Consider the following 17,741-nt stretch of genomic DNA (forward strand, 5'->3'; position numbering starts at 1 on the left):
CCGTGACCCAGGAGTCCGCGGCGCGACCTTCGCCGACGGCTGCTCCCGGCCGCCGCGGCACCTGGCGCACAGCGCTGGTGGCGATCTGCCTGATCCTGCTCGGCCTGGTGGCTCCGCTCTCGATCGTGTCGCTGTGGACGCACTACGAGATCGCCGACAGCGACAGGTACGTCGCGATGGTCGCGCCCCTGGCCCGCAACCCGGAGATCCAGGACGCGGTCGCCACCCGGCTCACCCAGGAGATCACCTCGCGGCTCGCGTCCAACGGCGTCGCGATCAACGACACGGTGAGCAGCTGGATCAGCAGCCAGGTCCGCACGTCGGTGGCCACCGGCGCCTTCGGCGCTGCGTGGGACCAGGCCAACCGCGAGGCGCATCACCAGCTGATCGGGCTGCTGACCGGCACGAGCACCGTGGCCGCGATCCGCGACGACGCGGTGACGATCGACCTGGCCGCCTTCATCGACCTGGTCAGGGCGCGACTCGTCGACGCCGGGCTCCCGCTCGCCGCGAACATCCCGACGGTGCACGTCGAGTTCACCGTCTTCTCGGCCCGCCACCTGTCAGTGCTGCAGAAGGTGTTCCGGACACTCGACGACCTGGCCTACGTGCTGCCGTTCGCCGGGCTCGCGCTGCTCGTCGTCGCGCTCGCGGTCGGCCGCAGCAGGCGCCGTACGCTGCTGGCTGCCGCGCTCGTGCTGGCGCTCTCGATGCTGCTGCTCTGGCTGGCCCTGGCCGTCGCCCGCTACGTCTACCTCGACGCGGTCTCGGCACGGCAGATCTCCCGGGCCACCGCTGAGGCGTTCTACGACGCCATCACCAGATTCATCCGCACCAGCCTGCTGGTGGTGCTCGCGTCCTCGGTCGTGGTCGCAGCGATCGCATGGCTGGCGGGGCCGGTCTCCTCGGCCGTACGACGCAGGTCCGGCGCCGGTCCGACCGCCTGAGTGCGGCCGACACGCGACGTTCTGACGTCCCGGCCCTCAGTCATCACGGCGCTCAGCATCACGGGGAGGTGCCTGCTGGCGCTCCCGTGCCGAGGCCACGCGGCGCAGCCTCGAGGTGAGCAGGCTGGCAGCCGTGGTGACGAAGACGACGTCGAAGGCCATCTGGAGGAGCACCAGCACCCGCGCGAGCTGGCCGGTGGCGTGGATGTCGCCGTACCCGACGGTGAGCATCGTGGAGGCGGCGAAGTAGAGGGCGTCGACGCGGGTGTGCAACCCGTCGAGCTGCTGCGGATGATGCAGCTGCAACACGTAGAACGCGAGCGAGAACACCGCCCAGACCGCGACGATGGCGCAGACCAGGCCGTCGATCCGGCGGTCGGCGCTGGCGAGCGACAACCGCACCTGAACGAGCACCAGCAGGGCCAGAGCCGCGAAGACGACCAGCGCCGCCACGACCCGCAGGACGACACCTCCCCTGGCATCGGAGTCGACGGGGACGACGAAGTAGAGCAGCACGATCAGTGCCAGCAGCGCCGCCAGGCGGACACGGTGCCGGATCGTCACGGCGCATCGGGCGGGTCCGGCGCGTCGCGCGCGACGGCGTCATCGACCAGGGCACGCAGCTCGGCGGGCGCATCGTCGGCGAGGCGCGCGTGGAGCAGCTGGACGTCACCGCGAGCCAGGCCGCGGGCGACGAACGACCTGACCGTCTCGGGATCGGCCTCGCTGGAGAGCACCACCAGCGCCGACCGGCCCGGGCCAAGCCGGCTGCGGAGATCCTCCAACATCGAACGCTCGATGCCGACGCCTCGCATCTTGCTCAGCAGCGCGCCGACACCGGCCCCTGCGACCGCACCCGCCACCGGCGCGAACAGCACCGCACCGAGGATGACCCCGAGCACCGAGCCACGACCCGCGCTCATCAGCGCATGGTGCCGCACATGGCCGATCCTGGGCTCGTGCGCTCCGGGGAACCACGTCACCGTGACCGCGTCGTGCACGGTGAGCGCGTTGCGCTGCTCCAGGTCCTTGAGCCGGACCTCTCCAGCCGCGGCACCCAGCGCCGAGTCGTAGACCCAGACCGTCAATGTCGTCGAACCTGTCATCACCGCCCCTTTCCCCCTGCGGCCGCCTCAGCGTGATGCCGCGCCTGCCGGGTCCGACCGCGTTGCACGCGATAGCCCAGCACGGTGAGACCCAGCCACAAGACCGCGAAGAGCACTCCCCCGGCGGTCGTGTCAGGTCGCCACAGCTGGTCGGTGTCCCCGGACCCGATCCGACCGATCCCGGACAGCAGCAGCGCCGCTCCGGCCGCGGCGGTCACCATCCGCAGGAAGCCGCGCTGCCACCGGTCCGCGAGGAAGCCGCACAGCACCGCGATCGCAGGTACGACGATGCACGCCAGCAAGACGTCGGGGTCGCCGTGCCCGACCCCGGAGTCGGTGATGACGAAGACCTTCGCGCCCAGCACCGCGCCGGCGCACAGGCCGCCGATGAAGAAGACCAGCTTGGCGAACAGCAGCGTCACCACGAACGCCGCCAGGGCCGCGACCAGCCCGACGACGGCCCGGGTCAGCACCGAGGCGTCGAAGACCTCGGCCAGCAGCCACCCGCCGCCGAAACCCGCGGCCAGCACTCCGAGGCGCAGCGAGACCGCTCCCAGGAAGCACAGCACCGCCCCCAGCACCAACAGGACCATCGCGGACAAGAGGCCCCTCCTCCCCGACCCCGGACGGGACGTTCCGAGTCAACGCCGAGGACGGGGCACCCGCATCACCCATTTCGCACGAGAGCTATTCGGCCGTGCTGTCGTCCTGCGGGTCGCCTTGTGCATCGTCGCCCTGTGCGCCGTGTGCCGCCAGGACCGCGGCGTGCGTCGACTCCCCGAGCACCGGAGTCGCCGGCTCGATCCGCACACCGCTGAGTCGCTGGAACGTGCCGTCGGCGCGCCAGCGCTCGACCAGTCCGGGGTCGACACCCGAGAGGTGGAGCCGGGCGCCGGCGGCCTCCAGGCTGCGGGCGTAGTCGCCGACCATCTTCAAGAAGGTGGCGCCCAGCGTGGTCCGCCCGCGCAGGCGCAGCACCACGACGGCGTGCGACGCCGTACCGGACGGCGTCGGAAGGCGACGCTGGAGCGTCTTGACGCCGGCATAGAAAAGCGAGCCGTAGGCGTCCAGGACGACGACGTCGCCCGCCGCGAGCGTCTCCGGGACGCTCGTCTCGACCACGTGACCGGAGGCGTCGCGCTGCAGCCTGACCACGCGAAGGTCGAGCGAGTCCTGCCGCAGCTGCAGCGCCAGCGAGGCGAGCACGCCGATGCCGACCGCTTGGGCCACGGGCAGCACCAGCACCGCGACGAAGGTCGCGAACATCGCCACCGCCGAGATCCGCCCGGCACGGGCCACCGCCACGATCTCGCGCGGGTGGATCGAGCCGGCGCCGGCATAGATCAGCACCGCCGCCAGGGTCGGCATCGCGACCTGGCCCACGATGCCGGACAGGGCCAGCAGGATGATCGCCATCCACACGCCACTCCAGATCCCACCCCAGCGCGAGACCGACCCGGCGCTGACGTTGAGCGCCGTCTGGCCGACGGAGCCGCCGACGGGTTGACCGCGGAACAGCCCTGCGGCGACGTTGCCCAGGCCCTGGGCGACGAAGTCGCGGCGTACCGAGGATCGCGTGCCGTCGGCGTTGGGCACGGCCTCGGCGACCCCGGCGCCCTGAACCAGCACCAGGGCGGCGATCGCGAAGGCGCCCGCGACCAGGCCGGGACTCAACAGGCTGAGGTCGGGCAGCTGCGGAGCAGGCAGTCCGTGCGGGATCCGGCCTGCGTCCTGCACCTTGGCGACGCTCGACGCGCCGGTCGCCAGCACCACGACGGTCGGTACGGCGAGGGCCACCAGCGAGGAGGCCACCGCGATCCGGGTCTGCGCCAGCAGCACCAGGATCGCGAGCGCGGCGACGCCCGTGGCGAGGGTGGGCCAGTCCACCTCGTCCAGACGACCCAGCAGGTTCCACGTCTTGGCGGCAGCGAAGTCTCCGTGCGCGTCGACCCCGGCCAGGTCCGGCAGCTGGCCCAGGACCATGTTGACCGAGACGCCGGTGAGGAACCCGAGCATCACCGAGTACGACACGAACCGGATGTAGCGTCCCAGGCCGAGCAGGGCCGCTGCCAGCATCAGCAGCCCCGCCAGCACGGTCAGCAGCAACATGGCGCTCGACCGCTCGCCACGGTCGTAGCCCGAGAGTGCGGACCCGGCCGCGAGCGCTGCCGCGCTAGTGGTCGTGACCACCATCAGCCGGGTCGAGGAGGTCAGGCCGCCGACGATCGGACCAGCGAAGGAGGCGTAGAGGCCGTGCGCGGGCCCCACCCCCGCCAGCACGCTGGAGGCCATCCCGTCCGGCACGCTCGAGATCGCTCCCGGCAGCCCGGCGATCAGGTCGCGGCGCCACTGGTGACGACGCGGGATGATCTCGCGCGCCTGGTGGCCGAGCCAACGTCCAGCGCGCGACTGCGCCTGCTGCAACGAGGCGCCGTACAGGCTCTTGAGGGGTGAGCGCCGCCCCGGTCCGCGGTCGTCCTCGGAGCTCACGGCGCGGCGGGCGACGGCTCAGACGAGGGCGGGCCGTGCGGTGGAGGGTCAGGCTCGGTGGTGGCCTCGCGGTTGGAGACCAGCGGCCGCAGCCAGCGGCTCCCCGGATCGGCGTCGATCAGCAGCGCCTTGACGAGCAGCGAGAGGGGAATGGCAAGGATCGCTCCGAGCGGACCGATCACCCATGACCAGAACACCAGCGAGACGAAGGTGAGGGTGGTCGAGAGGCCGACCGCGTCACCGACGACCTTGGGCTGGATGGCCGATTGGATGACCAGGTTGAGCAGGCAGTAGACGGCCACCACCGCCAGCATCAGCCCGAGACCGGAGTCGAGGCCGGCCAGGACGGCGGGCGGCACCAGGCCGATGATGAAGCCGATGTTGGGGATGTAGTTGGTCAGGAACGCCAGCAGACCCCACAGCAGCGGCGCCGGGACGCCCATGATCGCCAGGGCGACGGTGTCGCAGACCGCGACGATGAGGCCGAAGACGGTGGAGACCAGCAGGTAGCGGCGGGTGCCGTGACAGAAGTCCTCCACCGCCTCCACCAGCGTCGGCTTCGCCTTGGCGGCCTCCGCGAGCCTGCTCGGGAACGCGCTCCCGTCGATCGTCATGAAGAACACGAGCGCGACGATGAAGAGCACGCTGGAGAGCGCACCGAAGATCCCGGACAACGCCGCGGTGACAGCGCCGGTCAGCTTGCCGAGGTCGAGGTGGTCGCGGAGGTTGTCGATCTGGTCGGTCGAGATCGACAGCGTGTGGAGATGCGCAGTGAGCTGGTTGAGCTGCTCGTTGAACTTCGCCTCGTACTCGGGCAGGAGCGAGGCGAACCGGGCGACGGCGATCACCAGGGTGCAGGCCAGCCCGATCAGGAGGAGGTTCACCACCAGCAGGCACACCGTCGTCGAGACCCAGCGAGGGACGTGGCGGTCGAGCATGGTCCGCAGCGGATGGGCGGCGATCGTCACCACGAGCGCGAGAAAGATGGGCCCGATCAGCGACGCCGCTCCCCGAGCGCCGGCGATCACCACGACCGCTGCCGCGAGCCCCAGCAGCACCACCAGGATCCGCGGCAGCCCTGGCAGCGCGCGCTGCTCAGTCATCGGGGATGGTCACCACCTCGACCACGTCGATGCCCAACGAGCTGAGCAGGTTGAGCACACCCTGCAGCTCCTGCTGGTCGATCACGTCGCCGACCAGCGTCGTCGAGGCGCGCTGCTGGCGCGCTATCAGGTGCGGGAAGGCGCTCGTCGCGTCCTCCGGAATCTCACCGTCCACCCGAATCAGGGCCCGTATCATCGCCGTCCCACCTCACTCACAATCCGCCGACGCCCTTGCCGATCAAGGCCACGCCGATCACCAGCAACAGCACGGACAACACCGCCGCGTTGTGCACGGTCAGCCATTCGCGCAGCTCGTTCAGCGGTGCACGCATCCGATCCGCCGCAACGAGGTATCCGATCACCGGCACCCCGATGGAGATCGAGGCCACCACCACGAAGACCGCCCCCGCGATCACCTCCTGACCGACGGCGAGGCCGGCCCCGCCGATGGTGGCGCCACCGGCGATGCACAGAGCCAGGTTCTTCGGGTTGGCCGCCGAGAGCAGCAGCCCCAGGCCGCCGGCCCGGACCGCTGTCATGGTGTCGACGGCCTTCATCCAGGACGGCAGCTCAGCGGTCTCACCCGCATGGGGGCGTCCCTGCCATTGCCGCGCCCCGAGCAGTACGGCGAGCGCACCGAGCACGATCTTGAGCACCGAGGCGACGGTCGAGGGGTCGTCCGGGCTGCCGTTCGTCGGTCCCAGCAGCGCGGTCACGACCGCCAGTACGACGGCCACGCCGACCACCCACCCCACCAGGAACGCCAGTGACGCCGACCGGGCGTGGGGCGCGAAGAGCATGAGGATCACGGCGATGATCGGCACCGGCGAGATGGCCACCCCGAGCGCGGTGGGGAGCAGATCGCCGATCACTTTGCCCATGTCCCGGCCTCCCTGCGTCGTAGATCGCCAACGACTTCGTGCGAACCTACGGGCGTGTTTCTGCGCTGTGGTCACCGGAATCAGGCGAGGCCGCACGACTTCACCGCCTGGCCCTCACAGGCCGCGCCACGTCGACGTCGCGCGACCGACCCGTTCTGAGAAGCCGGCGCCCACCAGCACACCGGCAGCGATCGCCACGATCGACAGCAGCGCGTTGAGGAACTCCCCCAGGCCGGCCAGGGCATCGGCTCCGACGAGCTGGGTGACACCCTGCAGGCCGAGCGCGCCGGGCACCAGCATCCAGAACGCCGGAAGGAAGGTGACCGGCACCGGCGGTCCGCTGGGCAACTGCTGGACGGCGTACGCGACCGGGACGACGACGGCGCTGGCCATGAAGCTGGCGCCGAGCGGACCCAGCACCAGCCCACTTCCCGCTTGGACCGCGTAGGCGAGGTAGAGCACCAGCAGCAGCCACCGCAGGGTCCCGCGGGGCGCCGACGAGGCGAAGTACTGGCCCAGACCGAACACCAGCACCCCGAGCCACGGCGCCCACGCCCCCAGTCGGAGGGCTGTGTCTGCCTGCGGCGGCGTTGCCGCGAGGTCGACACCCATCGCGATCCCGAAGGTGAGGAGCAGCAGCCGCTGGAGCCCGTACACCAGGCGCGATGAGCCGGAGATCATCGAGCCGGCGGAGAGCTCCACCGTGGCGATCGTCAGCGCCGCCCCCGGGAGCAGCGTGACCAGCGAGGGGATGACGATGTCGAGCGGATCGGTGTTCAAGAGCGGCGCCGCAAGCTCGAAGGCGACCCACGTCACCGCGAACGAGGACGCGACCGGAAGGATCGGGTAGAGCCACCGGTAGCGCCCGGCCAGCAGACCGAGCGCGCCGACCAGAGCGCCGAGCACCACGTACGCCGCCAGCGCGGTCGTCGCCGGGTTGAGCAGCAGGCCAAGGCCGAGTGTGAGGATCGCGTTGCCCAGCAGCGTCGCGGCCGGCCCGAACCGGGGGCGGGACGTGACGATGGCCTGCAGGCGGTCGGCGGCCTCGCGGACGGGCGGCTTGACCTGTCGGATGTCGTCGACCAGCCGGTACAGCGCGTCGATCTGATCGAGCCGGAGCGGGTCGTTGCTCCCGGGGGCGAAGTCGACACGGGTCGATGGGTCGGCTGCGATCCGGACGAAGACGCCGGTGGGCAGGACGAAGAACGAGACCCTGCGTGCGGCGTACGCGTCGGCGACGTCCTCGAGGATGACCGTCACCCGGTCTGCCGCGTCCCCCGCTCGGCACATCGCGACGCCGAGCCGGCGCAGGAAGTCGAGCACCTCCTCGGGCGGCTGCTCCACCGCTGGCGCCGGCACCGGCTTCGGCAACCGGCGCGACGTCGCAGCATTCAGCCGTGACCAGAAGCGTTGACGGCGCTCGTGCATTGGGCCAGGCACCCGTGCAGCGTGCCCGCCGACAGGGACGGGGTCGTTCGCCCAGAACGGGTGAAGGCGGCCGTGCCACCGTCGGCCTAGCGTGCTCCGCGGGAGGTGTCCGATGGCCGACGTACCGCGTCAGACCAGCCACGCCACCGGCGTACTGGTCACGACCTGCATCTCCACCTTGGTCGTCAACGCCAACACCTCGGCGGTGAGCATCCTGCTCCCGGCCATCAGCAAGGACACGCACACCTCTGTCGACACCCTGCAGTGGGCGGTGACCGGCTACTCGCTGGTGGGAGCGGCCGTGATCATCACCTCAGGCTCGCTCGGAGACGTCTTCGGCAGGAAGCTGATCTTCCAGCTCGGCCTGGTTCTCTTCGTGGGCTCCTGCATCCTGATCGCGCTGGCGAACTCCGGTGGGATGGTCATCGCCGGGCGCGCGATCCAAGGGGCCGCGGGCGCCACCATCCTGGCGTGCGGTCTCAGTCTCCTGACCGTCGCCACCGACGACGAGGAACAGCTGCGTGCCGTCTCGCTGTGGGGCGCGGCGGCCGCCGTCGGGGCGGCCGCCGGACCGCTGCTCGGGGGCGTGTTGGTCGAGGCCACCGGCTGGCAGGGCCTCTTCTGGATCGACGCCGGGATCGGCGTGCTGTGCATCGTCCTGACCGTGGCAACGGTCAGCGAATCCCGGGACCCGGGCCGCACCAGGTCGATCGACTACGCGGGCACCCTGCTCATCGCCCTCACGTTGGTGCCGCTCATCCTGGGGGTCAGCAAGAGCGGCGACTGGGGCTGGCTGTCCGCTGCCACGCTGACCTGCTTCGCGGTCTGTGTCGTCGCCTGCTTCACCTTCGTCAAGGTCGAGCAGCACGTCGCGGTCCCGCTGCTCGACCTCCACCTGCTCGGCAACCGGGTGCTCGTCGGCGCCACCATCGCCATCCTGATCGGCGCCGGCACGATCAACGGCCTGATGTATCTGCTGGGCCTCTACTTCCAGGATCCGGCGACGCTCGGCATGTCCCCGCTCCAGGCCGGACTTGCGACGCTCCCTGCGACGGTGGGGCTGGTCGTGGTGGCGACGTTCGTGCCCCGACTCGCCAAGCGGTTCGGGACCCGCCTGACGGTCGGCGCGGGCTTCGCTGTCACCACCGCCGGCTTCGCGGTCATCGGGTTCGCCGAGGGGTCGTGGAAGTACGCCGCCTTCGTCCTGCCGCTCATCGCGATCGCGGTCGGCATGGGCCTCTCGAACGGGCCATCGTCGTCGGCGGCCACTGCTGCGGTCGATGCCGGCCAGGTGGGTGAGGCCTCGGGGGTCTCCAACATGGCGAGGTACGTCGGAGCGGCCGTTGCGACCGCTCTCGCAGCGACGGTCTACGGCACCGTGATCGCCAACCACGAGCACGACGGCGCCTCCAGCGCCGACGCCGTCGCCGCAGGGCTGGGCGCGGCATCCTGGGTGATGGCCGTCTTCAGCGCAGCCGGGTTGCTGCTGGCGATCCTGGTCATCGTCCGCCACCGCTCCGACCGCGGCACCATGCGTGACGTCGCTGCTGGTGCCGCCGCCCACCTGCACACCCTGCCGGACCCCGGTAGCCAGACCTGACCAGACGGAGATGCGACATGGCCGACACTCACCCTCCCGTGGCCGTTCCCTTCGCCACCGGTGACTACACCGCCCGGATGCGGCGCGTGGTGGACTCGGCCACCGCCGCAGGACTCGACGGCGTACTTGTCACGCCTGGGCCGGACCTGGTCTGGCTCACGGGCTACCAGCCGACCGCGATCACGGAGCGGCTGACCATGCTGTTCCTCACCCGCGAGCATGAGCCGACCCTGCTGGTACCGACGCTCGAGCGGCCCGATGCGGCGGCGGCCCCGGGCACGGCCGACCTGGCGCTGACGGACTGGCGAGACGGCGCCGACCCGTATGCCGCCGCGAGCACGCTGCTGCGACCGGCCGCCCGCTACGGCGTCTCCGACTCCGCGTGGGCCCTGCACCTGCTCGCACTCCAGCACCTGATGCCGAGCGCGCGCTTCGCCTCGCTCACCCAGGCTCTCGCGATGATGCGGGCGGTCAAGGACGAGAACGAGCTCGCCCGGCTCGCAGCAGCCGGCGCGGCAGCCGACGCGACCTACCTCGAGATCCTCAAGGTGCGCTTCGCCGGTAGGAAGGAGCGCGACGTCGCCGGTGACCTCGCCGATCTCCTGCTCGGCTTCGGGCACGAGCAGGTCGACTTCACCGTCGTCGGGTCCGGCCCGAACGGCGCGAACCCGCACCACGAGGCCGGCGACCGAACGATCGAGGAGGGCGACGCGATCGTCCTCGACTTCGGCGGGCTGATGTCCGGATACGGCTCGGATACCAGCCGCACCGTCAGTGTCGGCGAGCCGAGCGCACGCGTCCGCGAGGTGCACGAGATCGTCCGGCTGGCCCAGCAGGCCGGCGTCGACGCGGTGCGGCCCGGGGGGGCCTGCCAGGAGATCGATCGGGCGGCCAGGCGGGTGATCACCGAGGCGGGCTACGGCGAGCAGTTCATCCATCGCACCGGCCACGGCATCGGCGTCACCACGCACGAGCCGCCGTACATGGTCGAGGGCGAGGAGCAGGAGCTCGTTCCCGGCATGTGCTTCTCGGTCGAGCCCGGCATCTATCTGGCGGGTGAGTTCGGCGTGCGGATCGAGGACATCGTCGCGGTCACCGACGACGGCGGCCGCCGGCTCAACAGCACCTCGCGCAGCCTGCAGATCGTGGAGTGAATCTCACCCGGACTGGGTGACCTCGTTCCCGACACCGCCGGTGACCATGACTCTCAGTGTCACAACACCGAACTCAGGTGGAGTCCAGCATCGGAGGCACAGATGAGCGCGATGGACATGCCGGCGGATCGCCCGGTTGCGGGGTCGACGGCCAGATCCACGGCCCCAGCCACGCACTGGATCTCCTGGGTGGCCCTGGCCATGATGACGACGAGCTCGGTCGCGAGCCTGCGTGCTGCACCGACGATGGCCGTCTACGGGCTCGCCTGCGTCTTCCTCTACCTCCTCCCGGCGGTCCTGTTCCTGCTGCCCACCTCGCTGGTCTCCGCCGAGCTCGCGTCGGGCTGGGACGGCGGCATCTACAAGTGGGTCTCCGAAGGCATCTCCAAGCCGATGGGCTTCCTTGCGGTCTGGTGCCAGTTCGCGATGACGATCTTCTACTACCCGAGCCTGCTCGGCTTCGTGGCCAGCACGCTCGCGTACGTCATCAATCCCGACCTGGCGTCGAGCGGCGTCTGGACCGCCTGCGTGATCGTCGTCATCTACTGGGCCGGCGTCTGGGTCTCCTCGCGTGGCACCTCCGGGGTCGCCGGCCTGGCCAGCGGCGGTCTGATCATCGGGACCCTCATTCCCGGCGTCATCCTCGTCGTGCTCGGCGTCGTCTTCCTCGGCCAGGGCAACACGTCGGCCGCCCCGATGGATTCGAGCCATCTGTTGCCGGCGTGGGCCGGCGTATCGAGCCTGGTCCTGATCGTCAACAACTTCCTGTCCTATTCGGGCATGGAGATGAACGCCGTCCATGTGAGCTCGCTGCGCAAGCCGGGCAAGGAGTTCCCTCGGGCGATGTTCCTGGCGATGGGCCTCGTGCTGCTGATCTTCATCCTGCCGGCGCTGGCCATCAGCTGGATCGTGCCGGCCGACGAGCTGTCACTGACCGCCGGCGTGATGCAGGCCTTCGATGCGGTCTTCGCCCAGTTCGGCACCCAGTGGCTGACGCCGATCCTCGGCATCATGCTGGTGGCGGCCTCGTTGGGCGGCATGCTGACCTGGCTCGCCGGGCCCTCGAGGGGTCTGCTGCTCATCTCCCGGCAGGAGGGTTACCTGCCTCCGTTCCTGCAGGCCCTCAACAAGCACGGCGTGCAGCAGAACATCCTCGTCGCGCAGGGAGCCGTCACCACGGTCATCGCGCTGGGCTACGCACTGATTCCGGACGTCTCCAGTGCCTATTGGATCTTCTCGGTGATCACGACGCAGGTCTACCTGATCATGTACCTGCTGATGTTCGTCGCGGCGCTGCGCCTGCGGCGCAACCAACCCGACCATCCGCGCGGATACCGAGCGCCCATGCTCGTGGCCATGTGCGGGGTCGGCTTCGCGGCCTCGTTGGCAGCCCTGCTCGTCGGTTTCATCCCACCGTCGCAGTTCGGCGGCGACAACGGCTTCGTCTACTTCATCATCGTGGGCGGTGGGGCACTCGGGCTCGGCCTGCTGGTCCCCTTCCTCTTCTACCGCTTCCGCAAGCCGACGTGGCGGCAGGCCGAGGCAGAGCCAGAGGCGGCGTCATGATGGCGACATCGCACGGCGTCTCGCACCACCAGAACCGCTTCGTCTACTGGACCGCCGCCGGGCTGCTGGTCGTGTTCGTCGTCATCGGGCTCCTCACCTTCAGCTCCGGACACGCGTCGAACAAGGCCGACGACAAGGCCGATCAGCTGATCAAGGCACTCAAGGACGCCGGCGCCACCGCACCTGACAAGGATCAGATCGTGCGCGTGCTCGGCTCCGACGGCGGGTCGGTGTGCCAAGACCCGGGCGATGCGCTGCGCAAGGCGACCCTCTTCGCCCAGCTGATGAACGGGGCCACCGGGCCGGGGATGCGCCCCGTGGTCGCCGACGACCGAGTGGTCAAGGGGCAGATCCTGATCATGAACATCTACTGCCCCGACAAGCTGGACGACGTACAGGGCTATCTCGATGACCTGAAGACCGGCGACGTGGTCAAGCAATGAGCACCGCGGACCTCGAGGCGGCCGTCACCGGGCTGATGCCCCGGGTACGCGCCGAGCTCGCCGAGCTCGTCGCCATCAAGTCCGTGGCGGACGCCCGCCAGTTCCCTCCCGAGGAGTGCGACAGTGCCGCGCAGTGGGTCCTCGACGCCTTCCGCGAGGAAGGGTTCGCCGACATCGGCCTGCACGAGACGAGCGACGGCAGCAGCGCCGTCGTCGGCTCCCGTCGTGGACCCGGCGACGGCGCGCCGACGGTGCTGCTCTACGCCCACTACGACGTGCAGCCGCCCCTGGACGAGGACGCCTGGCGCACGCCGCCGTTCGAGCTGACCGAGGTCGACGGCCGCTGGTACGGCCGTGGTGCTGCCGACTGCAAGGGCAACATCCTGATGCACCTGACGGCATTGCGGGCCTTGGGTGAGCAGCTTCCGGTCAACCTCAAGCTGGTGGTCGAGGGATCCGAGGAGCAGGGTACCGGCGGTCTGGAGGACTTCGTGCCGAAGAACGCCGACCTGCTCCGTGCCGACACCATCCTGGTCTGCGACACCGGGAACGCCTCGGTCGGGGTCCCGGCGGTCACCGTCAGCCTGCGCGGCATGGTCAACGTCGTCGTGCACGTCGAGGCGCTGCCGACCGAGCTGCACTCCGGCATGTTCGGCGGCCCGGCACCAGACGCACTGGCCGCTCTGGTCGCCATGCTGGCGAGCCTGCGCGACGCGCAGGGCGAGACCACTGTTGACGGCCTCGTCCACGATCAGACCTGGAGCGGCGCGCCCTACCCGCCGGAAGCCTTCCGGCGGGACGCCGGGATGGATCCGGCGGAATCCCTGCTCGGGGCCGGCACCGTGTCCGACATGCTCTGGGCGCGGCCGGCGCTGACCATCCTCGGCATCGACTGCCCGCCGGTCATCGGGTCTGCGGCGGCCATCGTCCCGCGCGCGAGCGCCCGGCTGAACCTCCGCATCCCGCCGGGAACCGAGCCCGACCTGGCCGAGCGGGCCCTCACCGATCATCTGCGCGCCGCCGCACCGTGGGGCGTCCGGGTCACCGTCGAGGTCGAGGCGAGCGGCGGTCCTTTCCGCGCGCACACCGACGGACCGGCGTACGCCGCCATGCGAGCCGCGATGAGCGAGGCGTACGGGCGAGACATGGTGCTGCTGGGGCAAGGCGGCTCGATCCCGCTGTGCAACGTCTTCGCCGAGACCTACCCCGATGCCGAGCTCATCCTGATGGGCGTCGAGGAGCCGCTGGCCCTGATCCACGCGCCGAACGAGAGCGTCGATCCTGGGGAGATCGCGCGGCTGGCCATCGCCGAGGCAAGCTTCCTGCGATCCTTCGGCTCCGCCCCGGGCTGACCTCACCCGATGCGGGTGACAACCCCCTCCTCAGGCCGCACCTAGGCTGCCACAGACGCGCCGGCTGCGTCGCCGGCGACGGTCCGCTCGCCGCGTCGAAAGGGTCCGCACGTGCCCAGACTGCTCGCCCCGTCCTTCGCGTCGTACTCGCGCTCGTGGATCAGGTCCGACCTGATCGCCGGCCTGACGGTGTGGGCCGTGCTGGTGCCGGAGTCCCTCGCCTACGCCACCATCGCGGGCGTCACCCCCGTGATCGGCCTGTACGCCGCGGTGCCGTCGCTGCTCCTCTATGCGCTCATCGGCTCGTCCCGGCACCTCATCGTCGCCCCGATGTCGGCGACCGCCGCCCTCTCGGCCGGTGTCGTCACCGCGATCGGCACGGGTCATGACCAGGCCGCCGTCCTCACCGCCGGGCTGGCGATCACCACCGGGATCGTGGCACTGCTGGCCGGACTGATGCGGCTGGGCTTCCTGGCCGCGTTCATCAGCGAGCCGGTGCTCAAGGGGTTCATCATCGGCCTGGCCCTGACCATCATGATCGGCCAGGTCCCCGCCCTGCTGGGACTGGAGAAGGGCTCGGGCGACTTCTTCGAGAAGACCTGGGACGTGCTGCGCCACCTCGGCGGCGTCGACGGCCTGACCGTCGCGGTGGGGCTGACCAGCCTGGCCGCACTCCTCCTGCTGCGGCGGTGGGTGCCGCTGCTCCCCGGCTCGCTGGTGGTGGCACTGGTCGCCATCGGCCTGACCGCCGCGCTCAACCTGGACGACCACGGCCTCGACATCGTCGGGCACATCGACGCAGGCCTGCCCCACCTCGGCTTCCCCGACGTCTCCGTCGACCAGTTCCGCGATCTGCTCGGTGGAGCGGTCGGCGTGATGCTGGTGGGGTTCGCCGAGGGGCTCGGCGCCGCCAAGACGTACGCCGCCCACAGCGGCTACGAGATCGACGCCAACCGGGAGCTGCTCGGGCTCGGGGCCGCCAACCTCGGCGCTGGCCTGGCCTCGGGCATGGCGGTCAACGGGTCCCTGTCCAAGACGGCCGTCAACGGCTCCGCCGGCGCACGCTCACAGATCTCCGGCGTGACCGCCGCCGCCCTGACCGTGCTGACGCTGCTCTTCCTGACCGGCCTGTTCGAGAACCTGCCCGAGGCGACGCTGGCGGCGATCGTGATCGCCGCGGTGATCGAGCTGGTGGACATCGCCTCGCTGCGACGGCTGTGGCGGGTCCGGGCCGGGCAGATCGCCAAGGTCTACCAGATCAGCGCCCGAGCCGACTTCGTCGGCGCTGTGGCGGCGCTGCTGGGCGTCTTGCTCTTCGACACGCTGCCCGGGCTGGTGATCGGGATCGGCGTCTCGCTGCTCCTGCTCATCGCCCGCACGTCGCGCCCGCACCTCGCCCCGCTGGCGCCGGTCGGGGGTGCCGACCTCGCTCAGGCCGGTCATCCGGCCGGACCGTGGGTCGACATCACCCGCAACCCCGAGTACGCCGAGGTTCCCGGCGTACTGGTGCTGCGGGTGGAGGCACCCCTCGTCTTCGCCAATGCGGACTACGTCCGCGAACAGGTCTGCGCCATCGTCGACGCGGCATCCGACCTGCGACTGGTGGTGCTCGACGGCCGCACCACGCCATCGATCGACGTCACGGCCACCGGGATGCTGATCCAGCTCCGGGCGGATCTGCGCCGTCGGGGCACGGAGTTCGTGATGGCCGAGGACGTCGGCCAGGTCCGCGACGTGCTCGAGCGTGCCGCCGACTCCGATGAGCCGGAGATCTATCGCACCGTGGAGGCCGCGATCCGCGCCTCGTTCACCGGGAACGGGTGAGCAGCCGGCCCACCGGCACGCCCACGCTGATGGGAGCAGAACCCCGCACTCACAGCGAAGGAGCACACGATGGCCAACGGAGCCCTGACCGTATGGAAGTTCGACACGCCTGAAGGAGCGGAAGAGGCGGCCCGGACCCTGGCGGACCTCGCCCGCGAGCAGGTGATCAATGTGCATGACGCCGCGGCAGTCTCCTGGGAGGTGGGCAAGAAGAAGCCCAAGACCCGCCAGCTCAGCGGCAGCACCACCGGCGGCGGGGCGCTGGGCGGAGCCTTCTGGGGGATGCTGTTCGGACTCATCTTCTTCGTCCCCCTTCTCGGCGCGGCCGTTGGGGCGGCGACGGGAGCATTGGCCGGGTCCCTGACCGATGTCGGCATCGACGACCGCTTCATCAACAAGGTCCGCGACGAGGTCACCCCCGGTACGTCGGCCCTGTTCGTGATGACCTCGGACGCGGTCCTGGACAAGGTGCGTGACGCCTTCGCCGGACACCAGCCCTCCGAGCTGGTCTTCACCAACCTCTCCGAGGAGCAGGAGAAGGCGCTGCGCGAGGTTTTCGAGGCAGACGACAACGAGTAGCTCTGAGCATGACCCCGGCCGCCCCGCCTCTGCGAGGTCAGCGGGCGGGATCGCCGCAGCATCGTCGACAACACCTGAGGAGCGTCAGCCATGACCTCACAATTCCCAACGCATTACGAGCGGTCCGACTCGCTGTGGGCCCAGGGGCTCGCGCTGTTCGCCGGGATCATGCTCATCCTGGTCGGAGTCCTTCAGTTCCTGGTGGGTCTGGCCGCGGTCCTGGGCGACGACGTCTTCGTGGTCACCCGCAGCTATGTGTTCCAGTTCGACCTCACCACGTGGGGCTGGATCTGCCTGGTGATCGGGGCACTCGCCGCGCTGATCGGCGTCGGCATCGTCCTGGAACAGAATCTCGCCTATGTCCTCGGCATGATCGCCGCCATCATCTCGACCCTGGCGTCGTTCCTCTTCCTTCCCTACTCACCGGGCTGGGCGATCGCCCTGATCGTCTTCAACGTCGTTGTCATCTGGGCGCTCGCCGCGATGATCCCACGTCGGGTCTGACCCAATCCGAGCCCACTTCGTTCGATCCGACCCAGGAGGTCACCGATGAGCACCACTCACTCAGGTCATGACTACGACGACAGCGCGCGCGGGCTGGTGTCGACGTCCACGACCATCTTCGCCGCTTCCATGCTCGCCATCGTCGGCGCCTGCCAGATCCTGCAGGGCATCAGCGCCGTCGCCAAGGACAAGATCTACGTGTCAGGCATCAACTACGTCTACCAGTTCGACGTCACCACCTGGGGCTGGATCCACATCGTCGTCGGGGCCTTGGCCATCGCGGTGGCCGTCGGCATCATCGCCAATCAGACGTGGGGTCGCATCGGCGGCATCGTCATCGGCGTCATCGGCGCCGTGGCCAACTTCATGTTCCTGCCCTACTACCCGTTCTGGTCGCTGGTGCTGGTGGGCTTCAACGTCCTGGTCATCTGGGCGCTGTGCGTCCAGCTGAGCTCCGCCCGGCGTGCCTACTGACACCGATGCCGGCCCCGGTGTCGGGGCCGGCATCGCGGCGGTTCAGGAGAACACGCCGAGCAGGAGGCGCGAGGTCGCCCAGGCGGCGACGGCGAGCAGACCGCCCACCATGCCCGCCAGCGCCAGCATGGCCGCGATACCGGCTGCGACCGTGCCGATGCCGCGCCGTTCGAGGCGACGCGGTCGAACGCTCGCATGGAACCTCATCATGTGGGCCATGGCCTCTCCCTCCCGAGTAGGTGCTGCGGGTTCCTCCAAGCACGACGGTGCACCGGCCGGCCCGGAACGGC

Annotated in this window: 19 protein-coding genes; 10 read left to right on the forward strand and 9 right to left on the reverse strand. The window is 70.1% G+C overall.

Annotated elements, in window-relative coordinates; all coding sequences use genetic code 11:
• The first annotated feature begins 2 nt into the window (after positions 1–2).
• Positions 3–947, forward strand: a complete 945-nt coding sequence (locus H036_RS0104775) for a hypothetical protein (RefSeq protein ID WP_017933639.1) — start codon at positions 3–5, stop codon at positions 945–947.
• Between the two features lie 36 nt (positions 948–983).
• Here H036_RS0104775 and H036_RS21800 read toward each other — a convergent pair whose 3' ends face one another.
• The 8 genes from H036_RS21800 to H036_RS0104815 form a co-directional block, all read right to left on the reverse strand.
• A complete protein-coding gene (locus H036_RS21800; protein ID WP_017933640.1) occupies positions 984–1,511 on the reverse strand; it encodes a potassium channel family protein in 528 nt (175 codons plus the stop codon).
• Positions 1,508–2,053, reverse strand: a complete 546-nt coding sequence (locus tag H036_RS0104785; RefSeq protein WP_081615443.1) for a DUF1269 domain-containing protein — start codon at positions 2,051–2,053, stop codon at positions 1,508–1,510. Before H036_RS0104785 ends, H036_RS21800 begins: the two co-directional genes overlap by 4 nt.
• Positions 2,053–2,646, reverse strand: coding sequence for a TM7S3/TM198-like domain-containing protein (locus tag H036_RS21805; protein ID WP_017933642.1), 594 nt, complete (start codon positions 2,644–2,646; stop codon positions 2,053–2,055). The genes H036_RS0104785 and H036_RS21805 overlap by 1 nt, the downstream gene beginning before the upstream one ends.
• Positions 2,647–2,740: 94 nt before the next feature.
• The gene (locus tag H036_RS0104795) at positions 2,741–4,543 is read right to left on the reverse strand and encodes a SulP family inorganic anion transporter (protein WP_017933643.1); all 1,803 of its coding nucleotides are present in this window, start codon (positions 4,541–4,543) and stop codon (positions 2,741–2,743) included.
• Complete coding sequence (locus H036_RS0104800) at positions 4,540–5,646, reverse strand: AI-2E family transporter (RefSeq protein ID WP_017933644.1); 1,107 nt, start codon at positions 5,644–5,646, stop codon at positions 4,540–4,542. The genes H036_RS0104795 and H036_RS0104800 overlap by 4 nt, the downstream gene beginning before the upstream one ends.
• Positions 5,639–5,821 (reverse strand): hypothetical protein, encoded by a 183-nt coding sequence (locus H036_RS0104805; protein ID WP_017933645.1) that lies wholly within the window; start codon positions 5,819–5,821, stop codon positions 5,639–5,641. The genes H036_RS0104800 and H036_RS0104805 overlap by 8 nt, the downstream gene beginning before the upstream one ends.
• A 37-nt stretch (positions 5,822–5,858) precedes the next feature.
• Positions 5,859–6,527 carry a GAP family protein gene (locus H036_RS0104810; RefSeq protein WP_017933646.1) on the reverse strand — a complete coding sequence of 223 codons (669 nt, stop codon included), beginning with the start codon at positions 6,525–6,527 and terminating at the stop codon, positions 5,859–5,861.
• A gap of 114 nt (positions 6,528–6,641) precedes the next feature.
• Entirely contained in the window at positions 6,642–7,871 is a 1,230-nt protein-coding gene (locus tag H036_RS0104815) for a threonine/serine ThrE exporter family protein (protein WP_017933647.1), read from the reverse strand.
• 196 nt (positions 7,872–8,067) lie between these two features.
• Here H036_RS0104815 and H036_RS0104820 point away from each other — a divergent pair, with 196 nt between their 5' ends.
• The 9 genes from H036_RS0104820 to H036_RS0104860 all read left to right on the forward strand — a co-directional run bounded on the left by H036_RS0104820 (position 8,068) and on the right by H036_RS0104860 (position 17,451).
• Positions 8,068–9,555: an MFS transporter gene (locus H036_RS0104820; RefSeq protein ID WP_017933648.1), complete on the forward strand. Its 1,488-nt coding sequence runs from the start codon at positions 8,068–8,070 to the stop codon at positions 9,553–9,555.
• Between the two features lie 38 nt (positions 9,556–9,593).
• Positions 9,594–10,709 carry a M24 family metallopeptidase gene (locus tag H036_RS0104825; protein ID WP_198289899.1) on the forward strand — a complete coding sequence of 372 codons (1,116 nt, stop codon included), beginning with the start codon at positions 9,594–9,596 and terminating at the stop codon, positions 10,707–10,709.
• Positions 10,710–10,811: 102 nt separating this feature from the next.
• Positions 10,812–12,275: an APC family permease gene (locus H036_RS0104830; protein WP_051068603.1), complete on the forward strand. Its 1,464-nt coding sequence runs from the start codon at positions 10,812–10,814 to the stop codon at positions 12,273–12,275.
• Positions 12,272–12,718: a hypothetical protein gene (locus H036_RS0104835; protein WP_017933652.1), complete on the forward strand. Its 447-nt coding sequence runs from the start codon at positions 12,272–12,274 to the stop codon at positions 12,716–12,718. The genes H036_RS0104830 and H036_RS0104835 overlap by 4 nt, the downstream gene beginning before the upstream one ends.
• Positions 12,715–14,070: a dipeptidase gene (locus H036_RS0104840; protein ID WP_017933653.1), complete on the forward strand. Its 1,356-nt coding sequence runs from the start codon at positions 12,715–12,717 to the stop codon at positions 14,068–14,070. The genes H036_RS0104835 and H036_RS0104840 overlap by 4 nt, the downstream gene beginning before the upstream one ends.
• A gap of 111 nt (positions 14,071–14,181) precedes the next feature.
• Positions 14,182–15,894, forward strand: a complete 1,713-nt coding sequence (locus H036_RS0104845) for a SulP family inorganic anion transporter (RefSeq protein ID WP_017933654.1) — start codon at positions 14,182–14,184, stop codon at positions 15,892–15,894.
• Between the two features lie 69 nt (positions 15,895–15,963).
• The gene (locus tag H036_RS0104850; RefSeq protein ID WP_017933655.1) at positions 15,964–16,473 is read left to right on the forward strand and encodes a DUF1269 domain-containing protein; all 510 of its coding nucleotides are present in this window, start codon (positions 15,964–15,966) and stop codon (positions 16,471–16,473) included.
• Between the two features lie 90 nt (positions 16,474–16,563).
• On the forward strand, positions 16,564–16,977 hold the full coding sequence (locus tag H036_RS0104855) for a DUF7144 family membrane protein (protein ID WP_017933656.1): 414 nt from the start codon (positions 16,564–16,566) through the stop codon (positions 16,975–16,977).
• A gap of 45 nt (positions 16,978–17,022) precedes the next feature.
• Entirely contained in the window at positions 17,023–17,451 is a 429-nt protein-coding gene (locus tag H036_RS0104860; RefSeq protein WP_017933657.1) for a DUF7144 family membrane protein, read from the forward strand.
• Positions 17,452–17,493: 42 nt separating this feature from the next.
• Here H036_RS0104860 and H036_RS25250 read toward each other — a convergent pair whose 3' ends face one another.
• The gene (locus tag H036_RS25250) at positions 17,494–17,670 is read right to left on the reverse strand and encodes a hypothetical protein (RefSeq protein ID WP_017933658.1); all 177 of its coding nucleotides are present in this window, start codon (positions 17,668–17,670) and stop codon (positions 17,494–17,496) included.
• Between the last annotated feature and the right edge of the window lie 71 nt (positions 17,671–17,741).

Source organism: Nocardioides sp. Iso805N, from assembly GCF_000364605.1.
Lineage (GTDB): Bacteria > Actinomycetota > Actinomycetes > Propionibacteriales > Nocardioidaceae > Nocardioides.